This window comes from Curvibacter sp. Hmag1.1 (genome assembly GCF_059769165.1).
This window is the reverse complement of sequence record NZ_JBMBGX010000002.1, coordinates 2,687,644-2,708,290: the sequence shown is the minus strand read 5'-3', so window position 1 is coordinate 2,708,290 and position 20,647 is coordinate 2,687,644. Positions and strand designations below refer to the sequence as shown.

General features: G+C 60.4%; 23 protein-coding genes and 1 tRNA gene. 13 read left to right on the top strand and 11 right to left on the bottom strand.

Going from position 1 to position 20,647, the window contains the following annotated elements; translation table 11 throughout:
- Window positions 1-11 precede the first annotated feature (11 nt).
- The 3 genes from coxB to ACOAP0_RS13450 form a co-directional block, all read right to left on the bottom strand.
- Window positions 12-1,196 carry a cytochrome c oxidase subunit II gene (gene coxB / locus ACOAP0_RS13460; protein ID WP_498376810.1) on the bottom strand — a complete coding sequence of 395 codons (1,185 nt, stop codon included), beginning with the start codon at window positions 1,194-1,196 and terminating at the stop codon, window positions 12-14.
- A gap of 57 nt (window positions 1,197-1,253) precedes the next feature.
- The gene (locus ACOAP0_RS13455; protein ID WP_481875356.1) at window positions 1,254-1,730 is read right to left on the bottom strand and encodes a DUF2244 domain-containing protein; all 477 of its coding nucleotides are present in this window, start codon (window positions 1,728-1,730) and stop codon (window positions 1,254-1,256) included.
- 153 nt (window positions 1,731-1,883) lie between these two features.
- Window positions 1,884-2,768 (bottom strand): methyltransferase domain-containing protein, encoded by an 885-nt coding sequence (locus ACOAP0_RS13450; RefSeq protein WP_498376809.1) that lies wholly within the window; start codon window positions 2,766-2,768, stop codon window positions 1,884-1,886.
- Window positions 2,769-3,018: 250 nt separating this feature from the next.
- On the opposite strand from ACOAP0_RS13450, the gene ACOAP0_RS13445 reads away from it, so the two are divergent.
- Both ACOAP0_RS13445 and trmL read left to right on the top strand, forming a co-directional pair.
- On the top strand, window positions 3,019-3,522 hold the full coding sequence (locus tag ACOAP0_RS13445) for a ComF family protein (protein ID WP_498376808.1): 504 nt from the start codon (window positions 3,019-3,021) through the stop codon (window positions 3,520-3,522).
- Between the two features lie 11 nt (window positions 3,523-3,533).
- Window positions 3,534-3,998, top strand: a complete 465-nt coding sequence (trmL, locus tag ACOAP0_RS13440) for a tRNA (uridine(34)/cytosine(34)/5-carboxymethylaminomethyluridine(34)-2'-O)-methyltransferase TrmL (RefSeq protein WP_313878908.1) — start codon at window positions 3,534-3,536, stop codon at window positions 3,996-3,998.
- A gap of 21 nt (window positions 3,999-4,019) precedes the next feature.
- Here the strand turns inward: trmL and ACOAP0_RS13435 are convergent, their stop codons facing one another.
- Entirely contained in the window at window positions 4,020-4,475 is a 456-nt protein-coding gene (locus ACOAP0_RS13435; protein ID WP_498376807.1) for a MaoC family dehydratase, read from the bottom strand.
- A 61-nt stretch (window positions 4,476-4,536) separates the two neighbouring features.
- Window positions 4,537-5,154 (bottom strand): nucleotide-binding protein, encoded by a 618-nt coding sequence (locus ACOAP0_RS13430; RefSeq protein ID WP_498376806.1) that lies wholly within the window; start codon window positions 5,152-5,154, stop codon window positions 4,537-4,539.
- Window positions 5,155-5,195: 41 nt separating this feature from the next.
- Here ACOAP0_RS13430 and kefF point away from each other — a divergent pair, with 41 nt between their 5' ends.
- From kefF to ACOAP0_RS13410, 4 genes are all read left to right on the top strand, one after another.
- A complete protein-coding gene (gene kefF, locus ACOAP0_RS13425; protein WP_498376805.1) occupies window positions 5,196-5,837 on the top strand; it encodes a glutathione-regulated potassium-efflux system oxidoreductase KefF in 642 nt (213 codons plus the stop codon).
- A 1-nt stretch (window position 5,838) separates the two neighbouring features.
- Window positions 5,839-7,668, top strand: coding sequence for a glutathione-regulated potassium-efflux system protein KefC (gene kefC / locus ACOAP0_RS13420; protein WP_498376804.1), 1,830 nt, complete (start codon window positions 5,839-5,841; stop codon window positions 7,666-7,668).
- 21 nt (window positions 7,669-7,689) lie between these two features.
- On the top strand, window positions 7,690-8,124 hold the full coding sequence (locus ACOAP0_RS13415; RefSeq protein ID WP_481875348.1) for a DUF1841 family protein: 435 nt from the start codon (window positions 7,690-7,692) through the stop codon (window positions 8,122-8,124).
- Window positions 8,125-8,217: 93 nt separating this feature from the next.
- Entirely contained in the window at window positions 8,218-8,832 is a 615-nt protein-coding gene (locus tag ACOAP0_RS13410) for a hypothetical protein (protein WP_498376803.1), read from the top strand.
- A 35-nt stretch (window positions 8,833-8,867) separates the two neighbouring features.
- Here the strand turns inward: ACOAP0_RS13410 and ACOAP0_RS13405 are convergent, their stop codons facing one another.
- Complete coding sequence (locus ACOAP0_RS13405; protein ID WP_498376802.1) at window positions 8,868-10,532, bottom strand: aminotransferase class III-fold pyridoxal phosphate-dependent enzyme; 1,665 nt, start codon at window positions 10,530-10,532, stop codon at window positions 8,868-8,870.
- Window positions 10,533-10,573: 41 nt separating this feature from the next.
- On the opposite strand from ACOAP0_RS13405, the gene asd reads away from it, so the two are divergent.
- On the top strand, window positions 10,574-11,455 hold the full coding sequence (gene asd / locus ACOAP0_RS13400; protein WP_498376801.1) for an archaetidylserine decarboxylase: 882 nt from the start codon (window positions 10,574-10,576) through the stop codon (window positions 11,453-11,455).
- Here the strand turns inward: asd and ACOAP0_RS13395 are convergent.
- Window positions 11,399-12,682 carry a glycosyltransferase family 4 protein gene (locus tag ACOAP0_RS13395; RefSeq protein WP_498376800.1) on the bottom strand — a complete coding sequence of 428 codons (1,284 nt, stop codon included), beginning with the start codon at window positions 12,680-12,682 and terminating at the stop codon, window positions 11,399-11,401. The genes asd and ACOAP0_RS13395 overlap by 57 nt on opposite strands.
- Window positions 12,683-12,745: 63 nt before the next feature.
- On the bottom strand, window positions 12,746-14,002 hold the full coding sequence (gene lplT / locus ACOAP0_RS13390; RefSeq protein ID WP_498376799.1) for a lysophospholipid transporter LplT: 1,257 nt from the start codon (window positions 14,000-14,002) through the stop codon (window positions 12,746-12,748).
- A gap of 148 nt (window positions 14,003-14,150) precedes the next feature.
- Here lplT and ACOAP0_RS13385 point away from each other — a divergent pair, with 148 nt between their 5' ends.
- Window positions 14,151-14,609, top strand: coding sequence for a hypothetical protein (locus ACOAP0_RS13385; protein ID WP_087496371.1), 459 nt, complete (start codon window positions 14,151-14,153; stop codon window positions 14,607-14,609).
- A gap of 57 nt (window positions 14,610-14,666) precedes the next feature.
- Here ACOAP0_RS13385 and ACOAP0_RS13380 read toward each other — a convergent pair whose 3' ends face one another.
- The gene (locus tag ACOAP0_RS13380) at window positions 14,667-15,332 is read right to left on the bottom strand and encodes a c-type cytochrome (protein WP_498376798.1); all 666 of its coding nucleotides are present in this window, start codon (window positions 15,330-15,332) and stop codon (window positions 14,667-14,669) included.
- Window positions 15,333-15,452: 120 nt separating this feature from the next.
- Between ACOAP0_RS13380 and ACOAP0_RS13375 the strand changes: the two genes are divergently transcribed.
- From ACOAP0_RS13375 to ACOAP0_RS13355, 5 genes are all read left to right on the top strand, one after another.
- Window positions 15,453-16,307, top strand: coding sequence for an AAA family ATPase (locus ACOAP0_RS13375; protein WP_087496369.1), 855 nt, complete (start codon window positions 15,453-15,455; stop codon window positions 16,305-16,307).
- Window positions 16,308-16,312: 5 nt separating this feature from the next.
- Window positions 16,313-16,537, top strand: coding sequence for a hypothetical protein (locus tag ACOAP0_RS13370; protein WP_198301842.1), 225 nt, complete (start codon window positions 16,313-16,315; stop codon window positions 16,535-16,537).
- 2 nt (window positions 16,538-16,539) lie between these two features.
- The gene (locus ACOAP0_RS13365) at window positions 16,540-17,136 is read left to right on the top strand and encodes a GNAT family N-acetyltransferase (protein ID WP_481875339.1); all 597 of its coding nucleotides are present in this window, start codon (window positions 16,540-16,542) and stop codon (window positions 17,134-17,136) included.
- Window positions 17,137-17,146: 10 nt separating this feature from the next.
- Window positions 17,147-18,361, top strand: coding sequence for a vWA domain-containing protein (locus ACOAP0_RS13360; protein WP_498376797.1), 1,215 nt, complete (start codon window positions 17,147-17,149; stop codon window positions 18,359-18,361).
- A gap of 56 nt (window positions 18,362-18,417) precedes the next feature.
- Window positions 18,418-18,492 (top strand) — tRNA-Arg (locus tag ACOAP0_RS13355).
- 71 nt (window positions 18,493-18,563) lie between these two features.
- Here ACOAP0_RS13355 and ACOAP0_RS13350 read toward each other — a convergent pair.
- Complete coding sequence (locus tag ACOAP0_RS13350; protein ID WP_498376796.1) at window positions 18,564-19,298, bottom strand: lysophospholipid acyltransferase family protein; 735 nt, start codon at window positions 19,296-19,298, stop codon at window positions 18,564-18,566.
- 21 nt (window positions 19,299-19,319) lie between these two features.
- On the bottom strand, window positions 19,320-20,615 hold the full coding sequence (locus ACOAP0_RS13345; RefSeq protein ID WP_498376795.1) for a dihydroorotase: 1,296 nt from the start codon (window positions 20,613-20,615) through the stop codon (window positions 19,320-19,322).
- Between the last annotated feature and the right edge of the window lie 32 nt (window positions 20,616-20,647).

Sequence of the window (20,647 nt, the reverse complement as noted above, 5' to 3'; positions counted from 1 at the left end):
CCTGAGGTGCATTACTTGCGCAATGCCAGCACTTCAGCGGGCTGCACCAATTGGCCGGTCTTGTTGGACCAGTTGTTCTTGGTGTAGCTGATAACAGCTGCGATATCGGTGTCACTCAACGCCTTCCAAGCAGGCATTGCACCGTTATTCTGTCCATTCAACAAAACTGCAATCTGCTTGGTTTTGTCAGCATCCAACACGACAGCCGAACCATCCAATGGCTTGATAGGACCCGCACCCTTACCGTTGGCTTGGTGGCAAGCAGCGCAATTTTGGGCATACACCTTCTCGCCGCGCTTGGAGATGTCTTCCAGAGTCCACACCTTGGTCGGATCATCTGCTTTGGCAGCCAGCTTCTTCTGCTCGCCGGCAACCCACTTGGAATAGTCTTCCGCAGACAGCACCTTCACATGGATAGGCATATATGCGTGTTCTTTGCCGCACAACTCTGCGCACTGACCGTAATAGTCGCCAACCTTCTCGGCACGGAACCACGTGTCACGGACAAAGCCCGGAATCGCATCTTGCTTGATACCGAATGCAGGAACCATAAACGCATGGATTACATCGTTGGCGGTCGTGATGATGCGGACCTTTTTGTCCACAGGAACCACCAGAGGGTTGTCAACCTTCAACAGGTAGTTATCTACAGACTCGCCCTTCTTGGGTCCGCCGGCATCCGACATGGCCCGCTGATCGCTGTCCAATGTGGAAACGAAACCAATCCCTTCGCCTTCACCCTTGATGTAGTCATAGCCCCACTTCCACTGCATGCCTGTGGCCTTGATGGTCAGGTCTGCGTTGGTCGTGTCTTTCATAGCCACCACCACCTTGGTGGCGGGAAGTGCCATCAGGATCACGATGACAAAGGGGACGATGGTCCAGATGACTTCCACGGTAACTGATTCGTGGAAAGTCGCCGGTTTGTGCCCGACTGATTTGCGGTGCTTCCAGATGGAATAAAACATGACGGAGAAAACCGCCACAAAAATCACTGAGCACACAATCAGCATGAACCAATGCAGCCACTGCTGCTCTTGTGCGATCTTGGTGACCGCAGGGGCCAGATTCAACTGATTGACCGCCGGTCCGCCCGGCAGATCATTCACAGCATGCGCTTGCGTCAACAGGGAAGTGCCGGCAAAAGCACCAGCCGCCCACAGCATAGACGCCAGTTTTTTCGTTGTGTTCTTCATCTCGCTCACTTTTTGATGCCCCAAAATAATCCAACGCACCGGGTTCACGCGCCGCCCTTAGACAGCTCGCAGTGCCGAACGTATTTCCTTGGCCAGCTGCGGACGCAACTCAGGCCTGATATATCGCCCGACCCGGATGGTTTTCCCCCGCTCAGATAACTCAATCAACGATGAGTCATCCGCCCGAGGCTCCACCCTCACCCAGCCCCTTTGAAATTCCGCACGCTCCAAGCGCCCCGCGCATTCCAACTCCACAACCAGCCGGTTTTCCAGCAAGGATATGTGCTCGCCGTCAGTTGAATGCCGCGCGTAAACCAGGAACGCCAGCCCCACCGCAATCAGCTCAAGTGATGCAAAAGGGATCACCAGCGTGGCGCCTTGAAACCAGAAAAAAAGTCCGATTCCGATAGACACCGCACAAAGCGATATGTAAGTCCATACCAGCTGCAGGGGCGTTACAGAACAGTTTCGCCTTAGAAGCCAATGAACATGCTGCCCTTGTACCGTCGCAAAGCGAAAAACCAAATTCGTCATGCGTGTCACCCGAAATTGACCGGCCGTGCACAGGCTTGGTCAAGATTGGAGGGGGGAAATGCCGTCACCTCTTTTCCTATCATTGTATGACAGTAACGGACTTGACCGGCATCAGCCTCGGGCATCGGCTGAGTGAAACTGTGGGGGTTTTGCCTACTTCTTCAAGACGGCGCGCATGTCATCCAGAGAAACCCTAGTTTCCGGTTGGAGCTTGACTTTGGGCTTGGGCTTGAAGGCATGCCCATAGACCACCTCGAAGGTCAGACTTAGCCGTCCGTCTGTGGAACGGGCACCCAAGCGATTGCTGATCCGTTCAAGCAGATTCCGCTTCCAAGATCTGGCGCGCATACCGGGGAATCGCGCGACATGCAGATTACGCCCCAAACCTCGCAATTCGTCCAGCAACTTCTCAGCCGTGGAGTAACTCAGTGTTATCCGTTCCATGTCCATGACGGGCTCGGCAAAGCCGGCATGCACCAGCATGTCACCCCAATCATGCATATCGGTGAACTGGTGGTGAGGTTGTGACCAACCCGCATCAGCATAAACGTCCCTAATTTCACGCAAAGTGTCCGGTCCGAGGCAGGAAAACATGGCGAAGCCATCTACTGCCAAAGCCTGGTGCCACCGATTTATCAGTGCTTGGGGGTCTGCGGCCATGTGTAAAGCCATATTGGCCCACAGCATCTGCACCGGTTCGGTGGGCAGCCCGAACTGAACAGCCCCGCTCCCCCAGCGTGCAGGACTCCACCATGCGGGCGACAAGGCATCGCGGCTCACGGCCAAGCCCGAAGGCGATTCCTCATGTACAAATGCCCTGGCTTGTGGATAGCGCTTCTGGACCAAGGCATGCGCTTCTAGGCCACCCCTGGCGGGCGTCCAATCCAGCCATGCGGACGGCTTTTGCACGATCCATTGCAGGCGGTCTTCCATGCGCCGTGCAACCTCCTCGTGCAACCAGGGCGACTGCGCGGCAGGCACGCAAGCCCAGCGGGCAGCGGCAACGGGATCGATGGTGGGAGGCTTGTGGGTGGTCATGGGCCGGGGAAAAGCAAAGCTGGGGGAGTATATTGGGCGGATGTTCAGCGCATGGGCTCGAGGGTTAAGCCGCGCAGTGCCCAGCACCTGCGCCGTCTGTCATGCGTGGCCCGCGCAAGCCGTCTGCGAGGATTGCATACAGGCATTTGGTCAACCGGTCCACCGTTGCCCGTCATGCGCACTGGCCCTTCCGGACACCCTCCGTCAATGTCGCGCGTGCACCCACGCGCCACCGCCATGGGACAGCGCCTTGGCTGCCGTGGACTATGCCTACCCGTGGGACCGGCTGATCGCTCACTTCAAGTTTCAGGAGAACCCCGCTTGGGCGGGCCATTTCGCCGCACTCATGCGCAGCGCGCCTTGGGTAGAACCGGCGCTGGAAGCGGCAGACTTTGTCATCCCCATACCGCTGGCCAGAGAACGCCTGCTGCAAAGAGGCTTTAACCAATCCGCCTTACTGGCGCGTCACCTCAGCCCTGACAAAACACTGGAGCAAGTGCTCCTGCGCGTTATCAACACGCCTGCACAAAGTGCACTGGATCGCAAAGACCGCCAAGACAATGTGCGACATGCTTTTGCCATGGAACCCCTCCGCCAGGGCGCTGTGTCGGATAAGCGCATCGTGCTGCTGGATGACGTGATGACCAGCGGTGCTTCCATGAGTGCGGCGGCGACAACCCTGCGGCACGCAGGCGCAGCGCACATCACTGCGCTGGTCTTCGCCCGCACCGGCGTGGATGCCGCTACTGCGTAGACAATGACGGCATGTTTCATATTGTTTTAGTTGAGCCCGAAATCCCTCCCAATACGGGCAACGTGATCCGCCTGGCGGCCAATACCGGCTGTCGCTTGCATTTGGTGGAACCTCTAGGTTTCTCCATGGACGACAAGCACATGCGCCGCGCCGGGCTGGATTACCACGAGTACGCCGAGCTCAAGCGCCACGCCAGTTGGCAGCATTTTCTGGACGCAGAACGTCCGGCGCCTGACCGCCTGTTCACCCTCACGACCCGCGGAACCCGCAGCCCGTTTGAGGTGGCGTTTCAGCCCGGGGATTGGCTGGTATTCGGCTCGGAAACCAAAGGCATTTCTGATTTCGTACGTATGTCCTTCAGCCCGGAACGCAGCCTGCGCCTGCCCATGCGGCCGGATCAGCGCAGCCTGAACCTCTCCAACGCAGTCGCCGTAACGGTATTTGAAGCCTGGCGGCAGAACGGATTCGGCGCCTGAAGAGCGTCAAATCACCCTTATTTAGGGGTATTGGCGCACCAAGGCTTCAGCCACACACGCAGGTTTGGCGGCTCCCTCTCGCTCAATGGTGACTTCCCAAGCCTGCTGTACGCCACCGTTGTCGACCGGCAGCACCTCCAACAACTTGAGATGCGCGCGCAAACGGCTGTTGACCGGCACCGGCGAAATGAAGCGGACTTTGTTCAGGCCGTAATTCACTCCCATCCGCACATTGAGCACCTGCATGCTGGATTCCATCAACTGCGGAATCAGCGACAGGGTGAGAAAGCCATGGGCAATCGGGGTGCCGAAGGGACCTTGTGCTGCACGCTCCGGATCCACGTGGATCCACTGGTGGTCACCGGTTGCCTGCGCGAATTGGTTGATCTGCTCCTGGCTGATGGTCAGCCATTCGCTCACAGCTACCGTGGTACCGACGTGGGCGGACAACTCCGCCAAGGTGTTGAATGTTTTCATGCCGCCACTCTAGCCAGCCGGCACCTGCTCCCTTGTTGCCACGGTGACAGGTGACGGGGAATTACGCATCCAGCCACTGGCAAATGGCTTGCCACTGCTGCAAATCCCGCTCGACCTTGCCGGGCGCGACATCAAAAATGGTCAGCCCCCGAGCAATTACCTGGATGTAGTTTTGGGTATCGCGCACAAAGCCCAGCACCGGCAGGTCCAACCCGTCGACAAAGTGCTGCAGCTGATCGGAAGCCAGCGTCCGCTCATCCACTCGCATGCCGACAATGCCCACCTTGAACTTACCCGCCCGCGAACTGGCGGCCAGCTCATCCAGGAAAGGCTTGGTTGCAAAGATATCAAACACACTGGGCTGCAAAGGCACCACCACATGGGTGGCAATTTTCAGTATTTCCTTAAGGCGCTTGCCGTGCAGGCCGGCCGGGGTGTCGAGCACCACGTGGCTGGTGCCCTTGGGCGGCTTGGCAACGCCCTCCTCGTTCAACTCCCATCCCGTGATGGGTTTGGCCGCCGGCGGGCGAAGCCCCAGCCACAGCTTGGAAGATTGCTGGCGATCCGCATCGCCCAGCATGACGGCATGCCCCCTGGAGGCGAAGTAACCGGCAATTTGGGTCGACATTGTGGACTTTCCGACGCCCCCCTTGGGGTTAGCAACAACAACCACGGGCATAGACAGCTCCTCCACTCCATGAACTGCGCTATGTTACGGCCATGGTCACTGAAAACCAATCTCACCCCATCTACGTCGTTGCCGCCCACCCCAACTGGCGGAACTCCCACGTCAACCGCCAACTCCGCCAGGCCGCTGTCTCTGCCGAAAGCGTGGCGCTGTGCGACCTGTATGAGAGCTATGCCGACTACGCCATCGATGTACAAGCTGAACAGGAAAAACTCGCCGCAGCCCGTCTGGTCGTGCTGGTGCATCCGGTGCAGTGGTACTCCATGCCTGCACTACTCAAACTCTGGCTGGATGAAGTGCTGAGCTACGGCTGGGCCTATGGCCATGGCGCCAAAGCGCTGCAAGGCAAAGACTTGTGGCTGGTCGCCAGCACTGGCGGCCCTGAGGCTTCTTACCACCCACAGGGTTACAACCGCTATTTCTTCGACGCTTTCCTGCCCCCCTACGAGCAAACGGCTGCTTTGTGCGGCATGCGTTTTCTGCCGCCCATGGTGCTCCATGGTGCACATAGCGCGCCGCAAGCCGACGTAGAAAGCCACGTCGCTACCTTCGCAGAGCGGCTGCGCAGCTACCCCGAATGGCCGGAGTTGGCGGAACTGGAAAGCACTGCAACATGCGATGTGCCGGATGCAGACCGGCCTGCCGGCTCAGCGACCTTGCAAGGAGACCTGTGACATGGAGCACGCACCGGCCTGGCTGATCAACAGCCTGATTTACTTGAGCGCAGCGGTGATTGCCGTTCCCCTGTCCAAAGCAGTCGGGCTGGGCGCCATCATCGGCTACCTGGCCGCGGGTATTGCCATCGGCCCCTGGGGCGCGGGACTCGTCAACAACGTGGAAGACATTCTTCACTTTGCCGAGTTCGGCGTGGTGCTGATGCTGTTTCTGGTGGGCCTGGAGCTGGAGCCGCGGCGACTGTGGAGTCTGCGTCGCTCCATCTTCGGCTGGGGCGCCCTGCAGGTGCTGGGTTGCACGGCCTTGCTGATGCTGGTTGCCATGGCCTGCGGTGTGGGCTGGCGCCTGAGCCTGGTGGGGGCGCTGGGGTTGGCGCTATCCAGCACCGCTATCGCGCTGCAGGTGATGGGGGAGCGCAATCTGATGCCGACCCAAAGCGGCCAGGCCGCTTTTTCCATCCTGCTGTTTCAAGACGTGGCCGCCATCCCTATTTTGGCTTTGCTGCCCCTGCTGGGCGCCAGTTCAGGATCAAATGACGGCCTGGCGCCCATGGAATATGCGCAAGCAGCTATCAAAATAATAGCGGTTATTGCCGGTATTGTGCTCGGGGGCCGCCTGCTGTTGCGCCCCCTGTTCCGTTGGATCGCCCGGTCACGCACCCCCGAGATCTTTACTGCGGCAGCGCTCTTGTTGGTGGTGGGCATCTCGGCGCTCATGTTGTTGGTGGGCCTGAGCATGGCGCTAGGCGCTTTTCTGGCCGGCGTGCTGCTGGCCGAAAGTGAGTACCGCCGGGAACTGGAAACCGATATCGAGCCCTTCAAAGGATTGCTGCTGGGCCTCTTCTTTATTGCGGTGGGCATGAGCATCGACTTTGGCGTGCTCCTGGCCTCCCCGGGCACCATGGCGCTGGTGGTGGTGGGTTTTCTGGTGGTGAAGGCCGTGGTGATTTACGGGCTGGCCCGCCATATTCAACTGCCGGGGCCGGAGCGCCCAGTGTTCACCTTGCTGCTGGCGCAGGGCGGGGAATTTGCCTTTGTGGTGTTTCAGGCCGCGGCCGGGGCAAATGTGTTTTCTGCGCCAACGGCCTCACTACTCATAGGCGCCGTGGCCGTCTCCATGCTGCTGAGCCCTTTGGTGCTGGTCGCGGTGGACCGGTGGGTACTTCCCCGCTTTGCAGGGCGCAAGGGGCCGGCGCTGGAAGAAATTGCAGAGCCCCAAAGCGCGCCGGTCATCATTGCCGGATATGGGCGATACGGGCAGATTGTGGGCCGCGTCTTGCTCGCCGAGGGCATTCCCGCCACGGTGCTGGACCACGATGCCGACATGGTCGAAGCCGCGCGCAGCTTCGGCTACCGGGTGTTCTTTGGGGATGCCACCCGCCTGGACCTGCTACGCACGGCCGGCGCCGGGACCGCGCGTGTACTGGTGGTGGCGGTAGACGATGTGGAGCAGTCCCTGGCCATTGTGGATCTGGCGCGTGAACACTTTCCCACCCTGCCCATCGTGGCCCGCGCCCGCGATGTGACCCACTGGAACCAACTGCGCGAACGGGAAGTCACGTTGGTCGAACGTGAGTTGTTTGAGTCCAGCCTGCGCAGTGCCCGCAGCGTGCTAGAGGTGCTGGGCCAACCCGCCCATATTGCCCGCCAGAGCACCATGCGCTTTCGCCAACACAACCTGAAGCTGTTCGAGAAAATGCGCCCCCATTTCAAGGACCGCACCAAGCTGATTGCAGCTGTCAAACAAGGCCGTCAGCAGCTGGAGGAGCAAATGGCCCAGGAACGTGCCGAACGGGAAAAGCGCAGGGGTCCCGACTGGAGCGGGCAGTAAAGCCCGTGCTAACCTCTGGCCATGTTCAATCCATCCCAAGAAGACGTACGTCGATTTTTCTGCTCCGTTTACACCAAGTCCCGCGCTGGACAGGCGATGGAAGCTATTGAAACCATAGCAGCCCAGTGGATGGACGAGCATCCTGAATACCAGACGGACTTTGCGGATGTCGATCGGGCCTTGTCGACCATGTACGAGGCGACCGAGGGGCGTACCAACCCCTTCTTGCACCTGAGCATGCACCTGTCCATCAGCGAACAGTGCAGCATCGACCAGCCCCGGGGCATACGGCAGGCGGTAGAGCTGTTGACCCACAAGCGGAACTCTTTGCACCAGGCACACCACGAAGCCATGGAGTGCCTTGGCACCATGCTGTGGGAAAGCCAGCGCGCCGGGCGACCACCGGATGGCGATGCCTACATCGCCTGCGTGCAACGCCACGCCACCAAAGACTAGGTCCGCGTTTTCACCAAACCGTCACAGGTCTTGTCACGGCTCTGCCATCAAGTCTGGGTAGCATGAAATTTCCGTTTCCTGGAGACTTCGTGTATGCAAGACTTTCTCACACAACTCAAGATCCAGCGCTGGGATGACCACCGCTATTACCACCACAGCCGCATCAACCAGTCCCTGCACTTGTTGAGCGCGATCAGCTTTCTGGTCGCTTATGCGCTGCTATTCAAAGACCCGGCCATCGCGGCCCTGGTCGCATGGCTGGTGTCCATGACATCCCGCCAGGCAGGGCATTTTTTCTTTGAGCCATTGGGATATGACCATGTCAACAAGGCCACCCACGAATACAAAGAAGAGATCAAGGTCGGCTACAACCTCCAACGCAAAATAGTGCTCATGGCCATCTGGGCCGCGGCACCGGTTGCACTCTGGATCGACCCCACCCTGTTCGGCTACTTCGAGCCATCCAGCGGCATGGAAGCTTTCATGCGCCACACCGGCGAACTCTGGCTGTTCGTTGGCGTGGGTGGCCTGATCTTCCGCACCGTGCACCTCTTCTTCATCAAGGACGTGATGTCCGGTCTGGTGTGGATGACCAAAATCATCACCGACCCCTTCCACGACATCAAGCTTTACTACAAGGCACCTCTGGCCCTGATGCGCGGCGAACTTATCGAACCCCGCGGCAATATGGATCACGCACCTACCTGACCGGAACCCGTCGCCAGGTTCCGGCCCTCTGAGGCTCAGAACTTGGCGGCCAGCATCTCCCGCAGGATGCGGCGCTTGATGACCTTGTGCGTCTGGGCGCTATCGGTCCACCACCAACCATCCTGCTGCATCGCCTGACCCGCCGCCACAAACCGGCGGGTTACCTCCTCAAAGTCCGCATCGCTGAAATTCAGGCTGAAGATCATGCGACCGGTTCCCACCCAGCTCAAGGCCAGCCCTTGCAAACGCAAATAGTGCTGAAACAACCAGTGGTAGCAGCCGGGCTGCGTGTAGGTCACGGTCCAGATGGTCGACAGGTTGGCCACGCGAGCCGGCAGACCCGCTACCTCCATGGCATGGTTGAGCTGCGATGCTCGGCGGTTCCAGACACCGTCCAGATCGGTGTAGAGCGCTTGTACCTCGGGTGTTTCGAGCCTGCGCATAAAGGCATTCATGGCGCCCATCACATAGGGGTGCGAATTGAACGTGCCGCGGGCAAAGCAGATATCTGCTGGTGCTTCATCGCGGAAGCGGCGCATCCATTCGCGCTTGCCGCACAACACGCCGATGGGCAGCCCGCCGCCCAGTGTCTTGCCATAGGTCACCATATCGGCACGCACGCCGAAGTATTCCTGAGCGCCACCGGGCGCCAGGCGGAAGCCGACAAACACCTCGTCAAAGATGAGCGCAATACCGCGCTCATCGCAAATCGTGCGCAGGGTTTTGAGCCATTCTGTGTAGGCCGCTTTGTCGAATCCGGCTTTGCGCGAACCGTCCAGCAAGGAGCCGTCGCTGGGCGCCGGCATGTTGGGGTGCAGGGCCTGCAAGGGGTTGATCAAGATGCAGGCAATGTCACGGCGCTTGCGCAGCACGCGCAGAGTGCCCTCGCCCATTTCAGACAAGGTGAAGGTGTCTTTGGCCGTCATCGGGTTGCCGATACCGGGCTGCACATCGCCCCACCAGCCATGGTAAGAACCGCAAAACCGCACCAGCTTCTTGCGGCCGGTGTGGTAGCGGGCCAGGCGCACGGCTTGCATCACTGCCTCGGTGCCGGACATGTGGAAAGACATCTCGTCCATGCCCGAGGCTTTGCGCAGGCGCTGCACGTTGTCCACCATGACCGGGTGGTATGCGCCCAGCACCGGACCCAGGTCGCGCGCGATGGCAGCGCCTTCGTCAATGCACTCTTTGTAAAGGTCATTGCCCATCAGGTTCACGCCATACGAGCCGGTCAGGTCGATGAACACATTGCCGTCCAGATCGGTCACGGTGACGCCGGAAGACGACTGCAAAAAGGCACCGATCTTCAAGCCCTGCTTGACCATAGCTTTGAACTGGTAGGGCACGCGGTAGGCACTGACGAACTGCATGTCCGACAAGCCATCGATCACCGAAGCGCCCGCCTCCAGGGTCTTGGGGTAACGCTGTGCAATGCCTTGCACCAGCGCGACAAATGCCGCCTTGCGGCGTGCCACCACATCGACTGGCGCACCGTCTACGGCGAAAACCTGCTGCTCGTCGTAGCTGTAGTTGGGCAGCAAGGAAGCCAGCAAACGCGCATTCCGCGGATGGCCTGCCAGCGAGCGGTGCTTGGCCAGCGAGAGCTCGGCGCGCGCCTTCAATTTGCGCAAAGCCGCTATGGCCGCCGCCGTTCCCACGCCGGCCAGCAGCAGGGTTTGCAGTTCTAGAGATTCATTCACGACATTCACCTTTCAATCCAACTTCACTATCAACAATCACCATGCAACTACGTGCACAGATTCAAAAAATCCTCAGCCAGGAAGACCCGAACTTCCTGCTGACCAACCGCATTCCGCGCCAAGCGCTCACCCGCTTTCTGGGGTGGTTCAGCAAGATCGAGCAGCCGCTGGTGCGTGATGCCTCTATCGGCATCTGGAAGTTCTTTAGCGACCTGGACTTGCGTGAAGCCAAAAAACAGCGCTTTTCCAGCATGCACGACTGCTTCACCCGCGAACTCAAAGACGGCGCCCGTCCCGTATCGCAAGATGTGGATGCCATGACCAGCCCGGTCGACGCCATCATTGGCGCGAGCGGCCCTATCGAAGGCACCCGAGTGTTCCAGGCCAAAGGCTTTCCCTACACGCTGGAAGACCTGCTGGGCCCGGACGCCGACGTCAGCGAATGGCGTGACGGCAGCTTTGTGACCTTGCGACTGACATCCAGCATGTACCACCGCTTCCACGCGCCCCACCACTGCACCGTGGACGAAGTGCGCTACTTCTCGGGCGACACCTGGAACGTGAACCCGATTGCCCTCAAACGGGTGGAAAAACTGTTCTGCAAAAACGAGCGCGCCTTCATCGGCACCCGACTGAGCGGCCCCGGCCCGCTGCAGGGGCAACGCGTGGCACTGGTTCCGGTGGCTGCGGTGCTGGTAGCCAGCATCCGGCTGCACTTTCTGGATGTGTTGTTTCACCTGAAATACACCGGCCCCAAACGAATTGCCTGCAACGCAAGCTTTGAGCGCGGGCAGGAAATGGGCTGGTTTCAGCATGGCTCCACCGTGATCGTGCTGGCGCCCAAAGGCTTTGTGCTCGACGCAGGCTTAGAGCAGGGGTCGCGCGTGCGAATGGGCCAGCCGCTCCTTCGCTGGCAATCCTGAGGCACTCGCCCTGCTCGCGGGGACGGAAGCAAACGGCCGGCCGTGGCGCTCCAGTACCGAGCGCAAGGTGTGCAAAAACGTATCGGCCACCGCATCCCAGCTGCGGTCGGCCACAGCCTTGGCTGCCGCCGCGCGGAAACGCGCGATGCGTTCAGGATCCACCGCCAGTTGCACTGCGGCATTGACGAAAGACACGTCGTCGCCTGTAGGCACCAACACCCCGTTGTCACCGCTTTCAATCAATTCCAGCGCTGCGGCACAGTCGTACGACACCACGGCCAGCCCGCTGGCCAATGCCTCGGGCACCACATTGCCGTAAGTCTCCGTCATGCTGGGGAACAAAAACAGGTCGGCCGAGGCATAGTGCGCCGCGAGGTCGCCGCCTTTTTGCACACCGGCAAAGGTGGCTTCCGGGCACGCCTCGGTCAGCGCCTTGCGCAGAGGGCCATCGCCCACAAACACGAGCTTTACATCCGGCACGCGCGCTTTGATGGCGCGGAACGCGGCCACCACCAGTCCCACGTTTTTTTCCTTGGCGAGGCGCCCCACCAGCAGAATGACCGGCTCATCGCCCAGCACGCCCCATTGGCGGCGCAGGGCCTCGGATCGGTGTTGCGGGCCGAACTGCTCCAAAGCCACGCCACGCGACAGCAGGGTCACGTTCTCATAGCCACGTGCGGTCAGGTCTTGCACCAGGCTGCGTGTGGGCACCATGGTGGCTTGGGTGCGGTTGTGCAGTTTGCGAAGGTAAGACTCGATCGGCGTCTTCAAGAGGCCAATGCCATAGTGCTGCGAATAGCTCTGAAAATTGGTGTGGAACGAGCTGGTGATCGGCAGCTGCAACTTGCGGGCCGCCGCTACAGCAGACCAACCCAGCGGCCCTTCGGTGACCACGTGCACGATGTCGGGCCGCCGCTCACCCCACAGCTTGAGCAAGCGGTTTTTGGAGGGCATGCCGAACCGAAGCTCACCGTAAGCAGGCAATGGCACGCCTTTGGACAGCACTTCGTCCAGCCCTTCGTGCTGCAAAGTGGCCTGCTCGCGCGATTGGCGCGGTCGCACCACTTGGACCGAATGCCCCTTTTGCAGCATGCCGTTGACGAGCCACCCCAGCGTCATGGCCACGCCATTGACTTCGGGTGGAAAGGTTTCTGTCACGACGGCAATCCGCAAACTGGAGAGCTGCGGAGCGAAGGACTCGATAAGGAGGTCGTCGGAGGTTTTCACAAGTCCGAGACTAGGCACCCCACATAACAGCTTGATGATGCTTTTTTGACAGTTTGACGTCTATCAAGCCAGTCGCGCCGGCATCCACTGCCCGCGATAGGCAACGCACACCAGCACCATGCCCACCGTCACCAAAGCACCGAACCCCAATACCAATGTGCTGAGCTGCAAGTGCAGCGCGGTGGCGCCTGCATAGACCGCCAGCATGACCAGCATGCCCGCGTTCTCATTGAAACCCTGGACCGCGATGGAGCGACCTGCCGTCAACAAGGTGTAGCCACGGTGCTGCAATAGGGCATTCATGGGCACCACAAAGAAACCGGCCATCGCACCGACCACCACCATCAACACGGCGGCCATGGGAATGGATCGGACCCACAGCATGAGCGGGATGACCAGCCCCAATAGCAGCCCCAAAGGCAAGAGGCGTACTGCCCGGTCCAGTGCTACATAGCGGCTGGCGGCTATGGCCCCGGCCACGACACCCAGTGCAGTGACACCCTGCAAGTAAGCCGCTTTGTCCAGTGGCAAACCCAGGGCCTCATTCGCCCAACGCAGCACCACCAATTGCAAGGTCGCCCCGACCCCCCGCAGCAAGGTGGTCACCGACATGGACATGCCGCCCACGGCATCCCGCCACAAAAGAATGTTTTCACGCCAGAAACGAACCGCAAGGGCACGTGGGTGAATCGAATACGGGTCATACCGCGCACCGCTGTCAGGTATTACAAAGCACACCAGCATGGCCACGCTATTCAAAGCCAGCAACACCAGCATGCCCGCCAACAGGGCGGTGCCAGTAGCCCCCTGCCAGCTCCACAACAGCGGCCCTTGCAACACCGGCAACAGCGGACTGATCAATACACCGCCCAGCACGGTCCCGAAAATCACGGCGCATACCGTGGCACCTTCAAAAAAACCATTGGCCCGCACCAGCTCACTGGACGGCAGCAACTCGGTCATCAAGCCGTATTTGGCAGGGGCATACAGCGCAGCGCCCCAGCCCGCCACCACGATGGCCAAGAGCGGATCCACCCCGTGAAGCAGCAGCACCATAGCCACCACCTTGAGGGCATTCGACAGCACCATGACCCGCCCTTTGGGGAAGGCGTCAGCCACCGGCCCCACCAGAGGGGCCAGCAACACATAAAACAAGGTGAAGCCGATTTTCAGAAGGGGGATGCGCCAATCCGCCTCGGCCAGCTCCATCACGCGGGCAATCGCGACGATAAGGAACGCGTTATCCGCCAGGGTAGAAACGAACTGCACCGCAAGCAGCACATAGAAGGCACGGGGCATAGTTCGGGATGTGGCGTGCATGGTTCAGCAAAAGTTGAAGCTGCGCATGCTGCCGTTTGCATGTGAAGGCACGGTGACACCGGATGTGAAAAGGCCATGTCACGGTTTTGCCGCAAAGCTTGCCTAGCATCCGGCATCCAAGACAAGGGGGGCGACTTTGCGACATCACATGGCACGATGGGCCGCCAAAGCACTGATAGGCTGTGCGTACGTCAGCATTCCAATTGCACCGGCCCTGGCCAGCCTGGTGTTCTGGCGCAAGCGCTACCTGCGGGACTACCGGGGCACCATGCGCAACGCGCACCGCCATATCCGGGCCATGCAAGCCGGCCCCGCTTTGCATTACTTTCAAGACGTGGCCGGACGCGAGCGCCAGGTGCCGGAGCACATCGAGGGCGAGTGCATTCAGTGCGGCAACTGCTGCATGGACCACCAATGCATGTTTCTGGAACCCGCCGGGCCACAGCGCTTTCAGTGTGGCATTTACCACTCGCCTTTGCGTAAGGTTTCGAATTGCGGGTCCTTCCCGCTGCACAGCCACGACATAGCGCGCTACCAATGTCCCAGCTACTTTGTGGTGGACACTCGCATGCCGATGATCCCTATCGTGCCGGTCACTGCGAAATAGCCGGAAACGAAAAAGCCGCTCATCGAGCGGCTTTTGAATGTGGTAGACGCCGGAGGCTTACTTGAAGCGGCTCTGGGGAACCACTTTCAACTCCGTGGGCAAAGCACCTACGTAGTTGGCCAGCTCCTTGAGCTCGGCATTGCTGAACTGCTTGGCCACACCGCCCATGATGGCGTTACCGCGGCCGACGTTCGCGTTACCTTCAACCTTGTAAGCCTTAAGCGCAACATACAGGTAGTCGCTGTGCTGGCCGGCAATCTTGGGGTAGGTGGGGTCGATCGGCTTACTCAAAGACTCACCGTGGCAAGAGGCGCAGTTGCCTTTGGTCAGCAAGGCGTTGACCTTTTCAGAACCGGGAGCTGCTTTTTCCAGAGCGGGGGCACCTTCCACCACGCCGCTAGCTTCGTAATAAGCGGCCAAGTCAGCGATGTCCTGATCGGTCAAGGACGCGGCGATGCCCTTCATGGAGGGGTGCTTGCGCTCGCCCTTCTTGTAGGCGTTCAGGGAGGCAGCAATGTACTTGCCGCTTTGGCCGGAAATCTTGGGAACCTTATGAATTTCGGGGAAGCTGGCTTGGTAGCCCACGATGCCGTGGCAGCCGATGCACATGGCGTTCTTTTTGGCGCCGGCCTGCACATCACCCTGCACGCCCTCGGCATGAGCTGCAAAAACGGTCACAGAGGCGACAAGCGCGGCGGACAGCGACAAGAGAATTTTGTTCATTTTGCGAGGACAATCACAGAGTGATGACGTGGTGGTTGTATCAAACCATTATATCGACAAGGCCCTCCGTAGAACCCCTATGTTTGATCCCCATCAAGCGACAACGCCGAAGCATTTGCTATGAAATTCACCGGTACCTCCAACTACGTTGCCACCCAGGACCTGATGCTGTCGGTCAATGCCGCCATCACCCTGCAGCGCCCCCTGCTCGTCAAGGGCGAACCCGGCACCGGCAAAACCATGCTTGCCGAAGAGGTGTCTGAAGCTTTGGGCATGCCTTTGTTGCAATGGCACATCAAATCCACCACCAAAGCCCAGCAGGGTCTGTACGAATACGACGCCGTGAGCCGCCTGCGCGACTCGCAGCTCTCAGATGTGGACGGCGGTGAGCGCGTCAAAGACATCAACAACTACATCATCAAAGGCGTGCTGTGGCAGGCCTTTACCGCCGACCAGCCAGTTGCACTGCTGATTGACGAAATCGACAAGGCGGACATCGAGTTCCCCAACGACCTGTTGCGTGAGATCGACCGCATGGAGTTCTATTGCTACGAAACGCGCCAGCTGATCAAGGCCAAGCACCGGCCTCTGGTGTTCATTACCTCCAACAACGAGAAGGAACTGCCTGACGCCTTCTTGCGCCGCTGCTTCTTCCACTACATCAAGTTCCCGGACGCCGCCACCATGCAAAGCATTGTGGATGTGCACTTCCCCGGCCTGAAAAAAGAGCTGGTCAGCGCCGCCATGAAAACCTTCTTCGAGGTGCGCAACCTGCCCGGCTTGAAGAAAAAGCCCTCTACCAGCGAACTGCTGGATTGGCTCAAGCTGCTGCTGGCCGAAGACATTCCCGCTGAAGCGCTGCAAAGCAAAGACGACAAAATGGCCGTCCCCCCGCTGGTGGGCGCACTGCTGAAGAACGAACAAGACGTCACGCTGTTTGAAAAGCTGATGTTCATGCAACGCCATAACCGCTGATCGCCATGAGTTCCAAACTGTTGCTGGAAGGCATTTCGGATGCCGTGGGCTTTGTAGGCGGCGCATTGGCGGGTTTCTGGATCGGGCGCCTGCTGGGCTTGGACCTGTTTGCACCCGGCTATGGCAATGCCAGCGTGGGCGCGATTGTGCTGGTAGGCTTGGGCGGAGGCATCGGCTTGCAACTGGCACGCAAATGGCGTAACCGCCAGTCCGACACCCCCAAGGAATAAACATGGCATTCGTTGAGCCTGTCACCCTGAGCGCCCGCGGCGTGACCCTGCTGCCGCTGGCGCTGGAACACGAAGCCGGACTGCGGGCCGCCGCCGCGGACGGTGAACTTTGGAAGATCCGTGTGACCTCGGTGCCCGAGCCGGAAAACACTCGCAGGTACATTGAGGACGCACTCGCCATGCGCGAGGCCGGCCACCGCTTCGCCTTCGCCGTGACCGAAACGGCCACCGGCAAAGTACTGGGCTGCAGCAGCTACCACGACATCGTGCCGGCCATCAAGCGTGTTGAAATCGGCTGGACTTGGTATGCCAAAAGCAGCCAGCGCAGCCACGTCAACACCACCGCCAAGCTACTGCTGCTGACCCACGCCTTCGAAACGCTGGGCTGCCATGTGGTGGGCTGGCGCACCGACAACTTCAACTTCGCGTCCCAAGCCGCCATCGAACGCCTGGGCGCCAGACGAGACGGCGTCATCCGTGGCCACGCCCTACGCCGCGACGGCACCATCCGCGACACCGTGATGTACAGCCTGCGCAGCGGCGAATGGCCTGAGGTGAAAACCCAGTTGCTGTATCTGCTGGACAAACCCCGCACCTGAGGGCACCGCCATGCTGCTGGACTTCTTCTACACCCTGCGCTCTGCCAAGCTACCCGTCTCGGTCAAGGAGTACCTGACCCTGCTTGAAGCATTGCAAAAAGGAGTGGTCGGACCCAACACGCAACCGGCGGATGGTGAGGGCGAGGTCAGCGGCTACAGCATTGACGACTTCTACTTTCTGGCCCGCACCACGCTGGTGAAGGACGAGAAGCACTACGACAAGTTCGACCGGGCCTTCGGGGCTTACTTCAAAGGCATCGAACACGTCAGCGATTTCACAAAAGACATTCCGGCCGAATGGCTGCGCAAAAACCTCGAAAAGTTTTTGACGCCTGAAGAACAAGCCAAGCTGCAGGCCATGGGCTGGAATGAGCTGATGGAAACGCTCAAGAAGCGCCTCGAAGAACAAAAAGAGCGCCACGAGGGTGGCAGCAAGTGGATTGGCACGGGCGGCACATCCCCTTTTGGCGCTTACGGGCAGAACCCGCAGGGAATCCGCATCGGGCAGGACAAGAGCCGTAACCGCAGCGCTGTGAAAGTCTGGGACCAGCGCGCTTACAAAGACTACGACGACACCCAGGAACTCGGCACCCGCAACATCAAGGTGGCGCTGCGCCGTCTGCGCAAGTTTGCCCGCGAAGGCCATGAAGACGAGCTGGACCTTGACGAAACGATCAGCAAGACGGCGGCGAATGCCGGCTTTCTGGACATCAAAATGCGCCCCGAGCGGCACAACAACGTCAAGGTGCTGCTACTGATGGACGTGGGCGGCACCATGGACGACCACATCCAGCGGGTGGAAGAGCTCTTCAGCGCGGCCAAGACCGAGTTCAAGCACCTGGAGTTTTATTACTTCCACAACTGCGTCTATGACTTCATGTGGAAGAACAACCGCCGCCGCTTTGCGGAGAAGTTTGATACCTGGGACATCATCCGCAAGTACAACAAGGACTACAAGCTGATCTTTGTGGGCGACGCGACCATGAGCCCCTACGAGATTTTGCAGCCCGGCGGCAGCGTGGAATACAACAACGAAGAGCCCGGCGCCGAATGGTTGCAGCGACTGATGAGCGCCTTCCCCAAGTTTGCGTGGATCAACCCCGAACCCCAAGGCGTCTGGCAATACCGCCAGAGCATCGCGGTCATCCAACAGCTGGTGCAAAACAAGATGTACCCCCTCACCCTCAAAGGCCTGGAAGAGGCCATGCGGCACCTGACCAAATAGACATCGCCCCGCGACGGGGGATGCCTCGCGCGCGGGCCGATACAATCCCGCGTCCGGTCTCCGTAGTTCAATGGATAGAACGGCCCCCTCCTAAGGGGCAGATACAGGTTCGATTCCTGTCGGGGGCACCAGCCACTTTTACGTCGAATCAAGCTCTGGCGCACATGGAATATGCGCAAGCAGCTATGAAAAAGTGAGCAAATCAGCGCTGACGCAGCGCGATGATGTCTTCCCGGACCGCTGCAGCCCACGTCCTCCGGTCACGCCCCTCGGCGGTTTGCGGGGTTCCAAACGTCACCACAGCCTTAATGCCGTCGCTGCACAGCGTGCGCCACAGTGAGCCGAGCAGCGTGTCGTCTCCGATGTAGCAAGGGGCAAAGCTTTGTTGGCCTTGGGCGTCGGCAAACTGCAGGGCCACCGGCTGGATGGGCGCATTCACTGCGATGGCGGCCTGCAACAGGTTTGCGTGGAAGGGCAGCACATGGGTGCCGTCGCCGGTGGTGCCCTCGGGGAACACGGCCAGCACCTCGCCCAAGCTCAAGCGCTCGGCCATATGGTGCACCACGCGCATGGCGTCGCGGCGGGATTCGCGCTCGATATACAGCGTGCCGGCGCCGGTCGCCAGCGTGCCCACCACGGGCCAATGCTGAATATCGGCCTTTGAGATAAAACGGCAATGCCGCGCGGCGTGGATGACCACGATATCCAGCCAGGAGATGTGGTTGGCCGCCAGCAGCACCGGACCGCCTGCGGGTGGCGTGCCATTTACTACCAATTTGATAGCTAGCCGCGCAAGCATGGCGTGCGCCCAGGCCTGAACCTCTGCATCCCGCTCTGGCTGCGACAGCCGGGGAAACACCATGCGAATACGCCACGCGCCTGCCAGCACGTGCAGGAGTACCCGGCTGATTCGCCAGAGGGCTTTGAGTTGGCGCATGGTTTTTGGCTTGATGCGGCTTCAGGCTGCGGTGTAGGCCACACGACCACCGACCAGCGTGGCTTTGACGCGGCCGGGCAGTTCGTAGCCGCCGAACGGCGTGTGCTGCCCCTGGCTGACGAGTGCGGATGGCTCGACCACCCAGTGGGCGGCGGGGTCAAACACGCAAATGTCAGCCGCGCCGCCTGCTGTAAGGCGGCCCGCGCTGGCGGCAAAGGTACCCAAAGCACCACCCAACACCAGAGCTGAACGGCTGGTGACGGTGGCCACCGCTTCCGCCACGCCCAAGCCGCTTTCCTGCGCCCACTTGAGGGCGAGACTCAGCAGCAGCTCCAGGCCGGTGGCGCCGGGCTCGGCTTCGGCAAAGGGCAGTGTTTTTTCATCCGCGCTGACGGGGTTGTGGTCAGAGACCAGCGCATCGATGGTGCCATCGGCCAGGGCGGCGCGAAGAGCATCGCGGTCGCGCTGCTGGCGCAAGGGCGGGTTCAGGCGCATTCGGCTGTCGAAGTAGCCAATGTCCACATCGGTCAGGTGCAAGGAGTTGATGCTCACATCGCAGGTCACAGGCAGGCCTTCGGCCTTGGCCTGGCGCACCAGCTCCACACCGGCGGCGCTGCTGATGCGGCACAGGTGAACGCGGGCCTTGGTGGCGCGCACCAGCTCAAAGATAGTGTGCAGGGCAATGGTTTCAGCAGCCACCGGCACGCCGGAGAGGCCCATGCGGGTAGCCAAGGGGCCGCTGGCAGCCACGCCCTTGCCCAGGTAGGCCTCTTGCGGGCGCAGCCACACGGTGTAGCCGAAGGTGCTGGCGTACTGCAGGGCGCGCTGGGTGACCTGGGTGTTGAGCAAGGGCACTTCGGCTTGGCTGAAGGCCACGCAGCCGGCTTGGGTGAGCTGCAGCATTTCGGTGAGCACTTCGCCCTGCAGATTGCGGGTGAGCGCCCCCAGCGGGAACACGCGGGCCTGGTGCAGGCGCTCGGCGCGGTAGCGCAGCATTTCGACCAGACCGGCTTCGTCCAGCACGGGTTCGGTATCGGGGGGGCACACCACGCTGGTGACGCCACCAGCCACCGCAGCGGCCATTTCGCTGGCCAGCATGCCTTCGTGCTCGTGGCCGGGCTCGCGCAAGCGCACTGACAAATCGACCAAGCCCGGCGCAACGATGCAGCCTTGTGCGTTGATGATGGTTTGCGGGGCAAAGCCGGCGGGCGCAGTGCCGATGGCCAGGATGCGGCCGCTGGAGATGGCCACATCAGCCACGGTGTCGGTGCCGCTGGCGGGGTCGATGACACGGCCGCCTTGAATCAGAATTTGCATTGCTTCAGTCCTTGAATCTGGGTGCGAGTCGC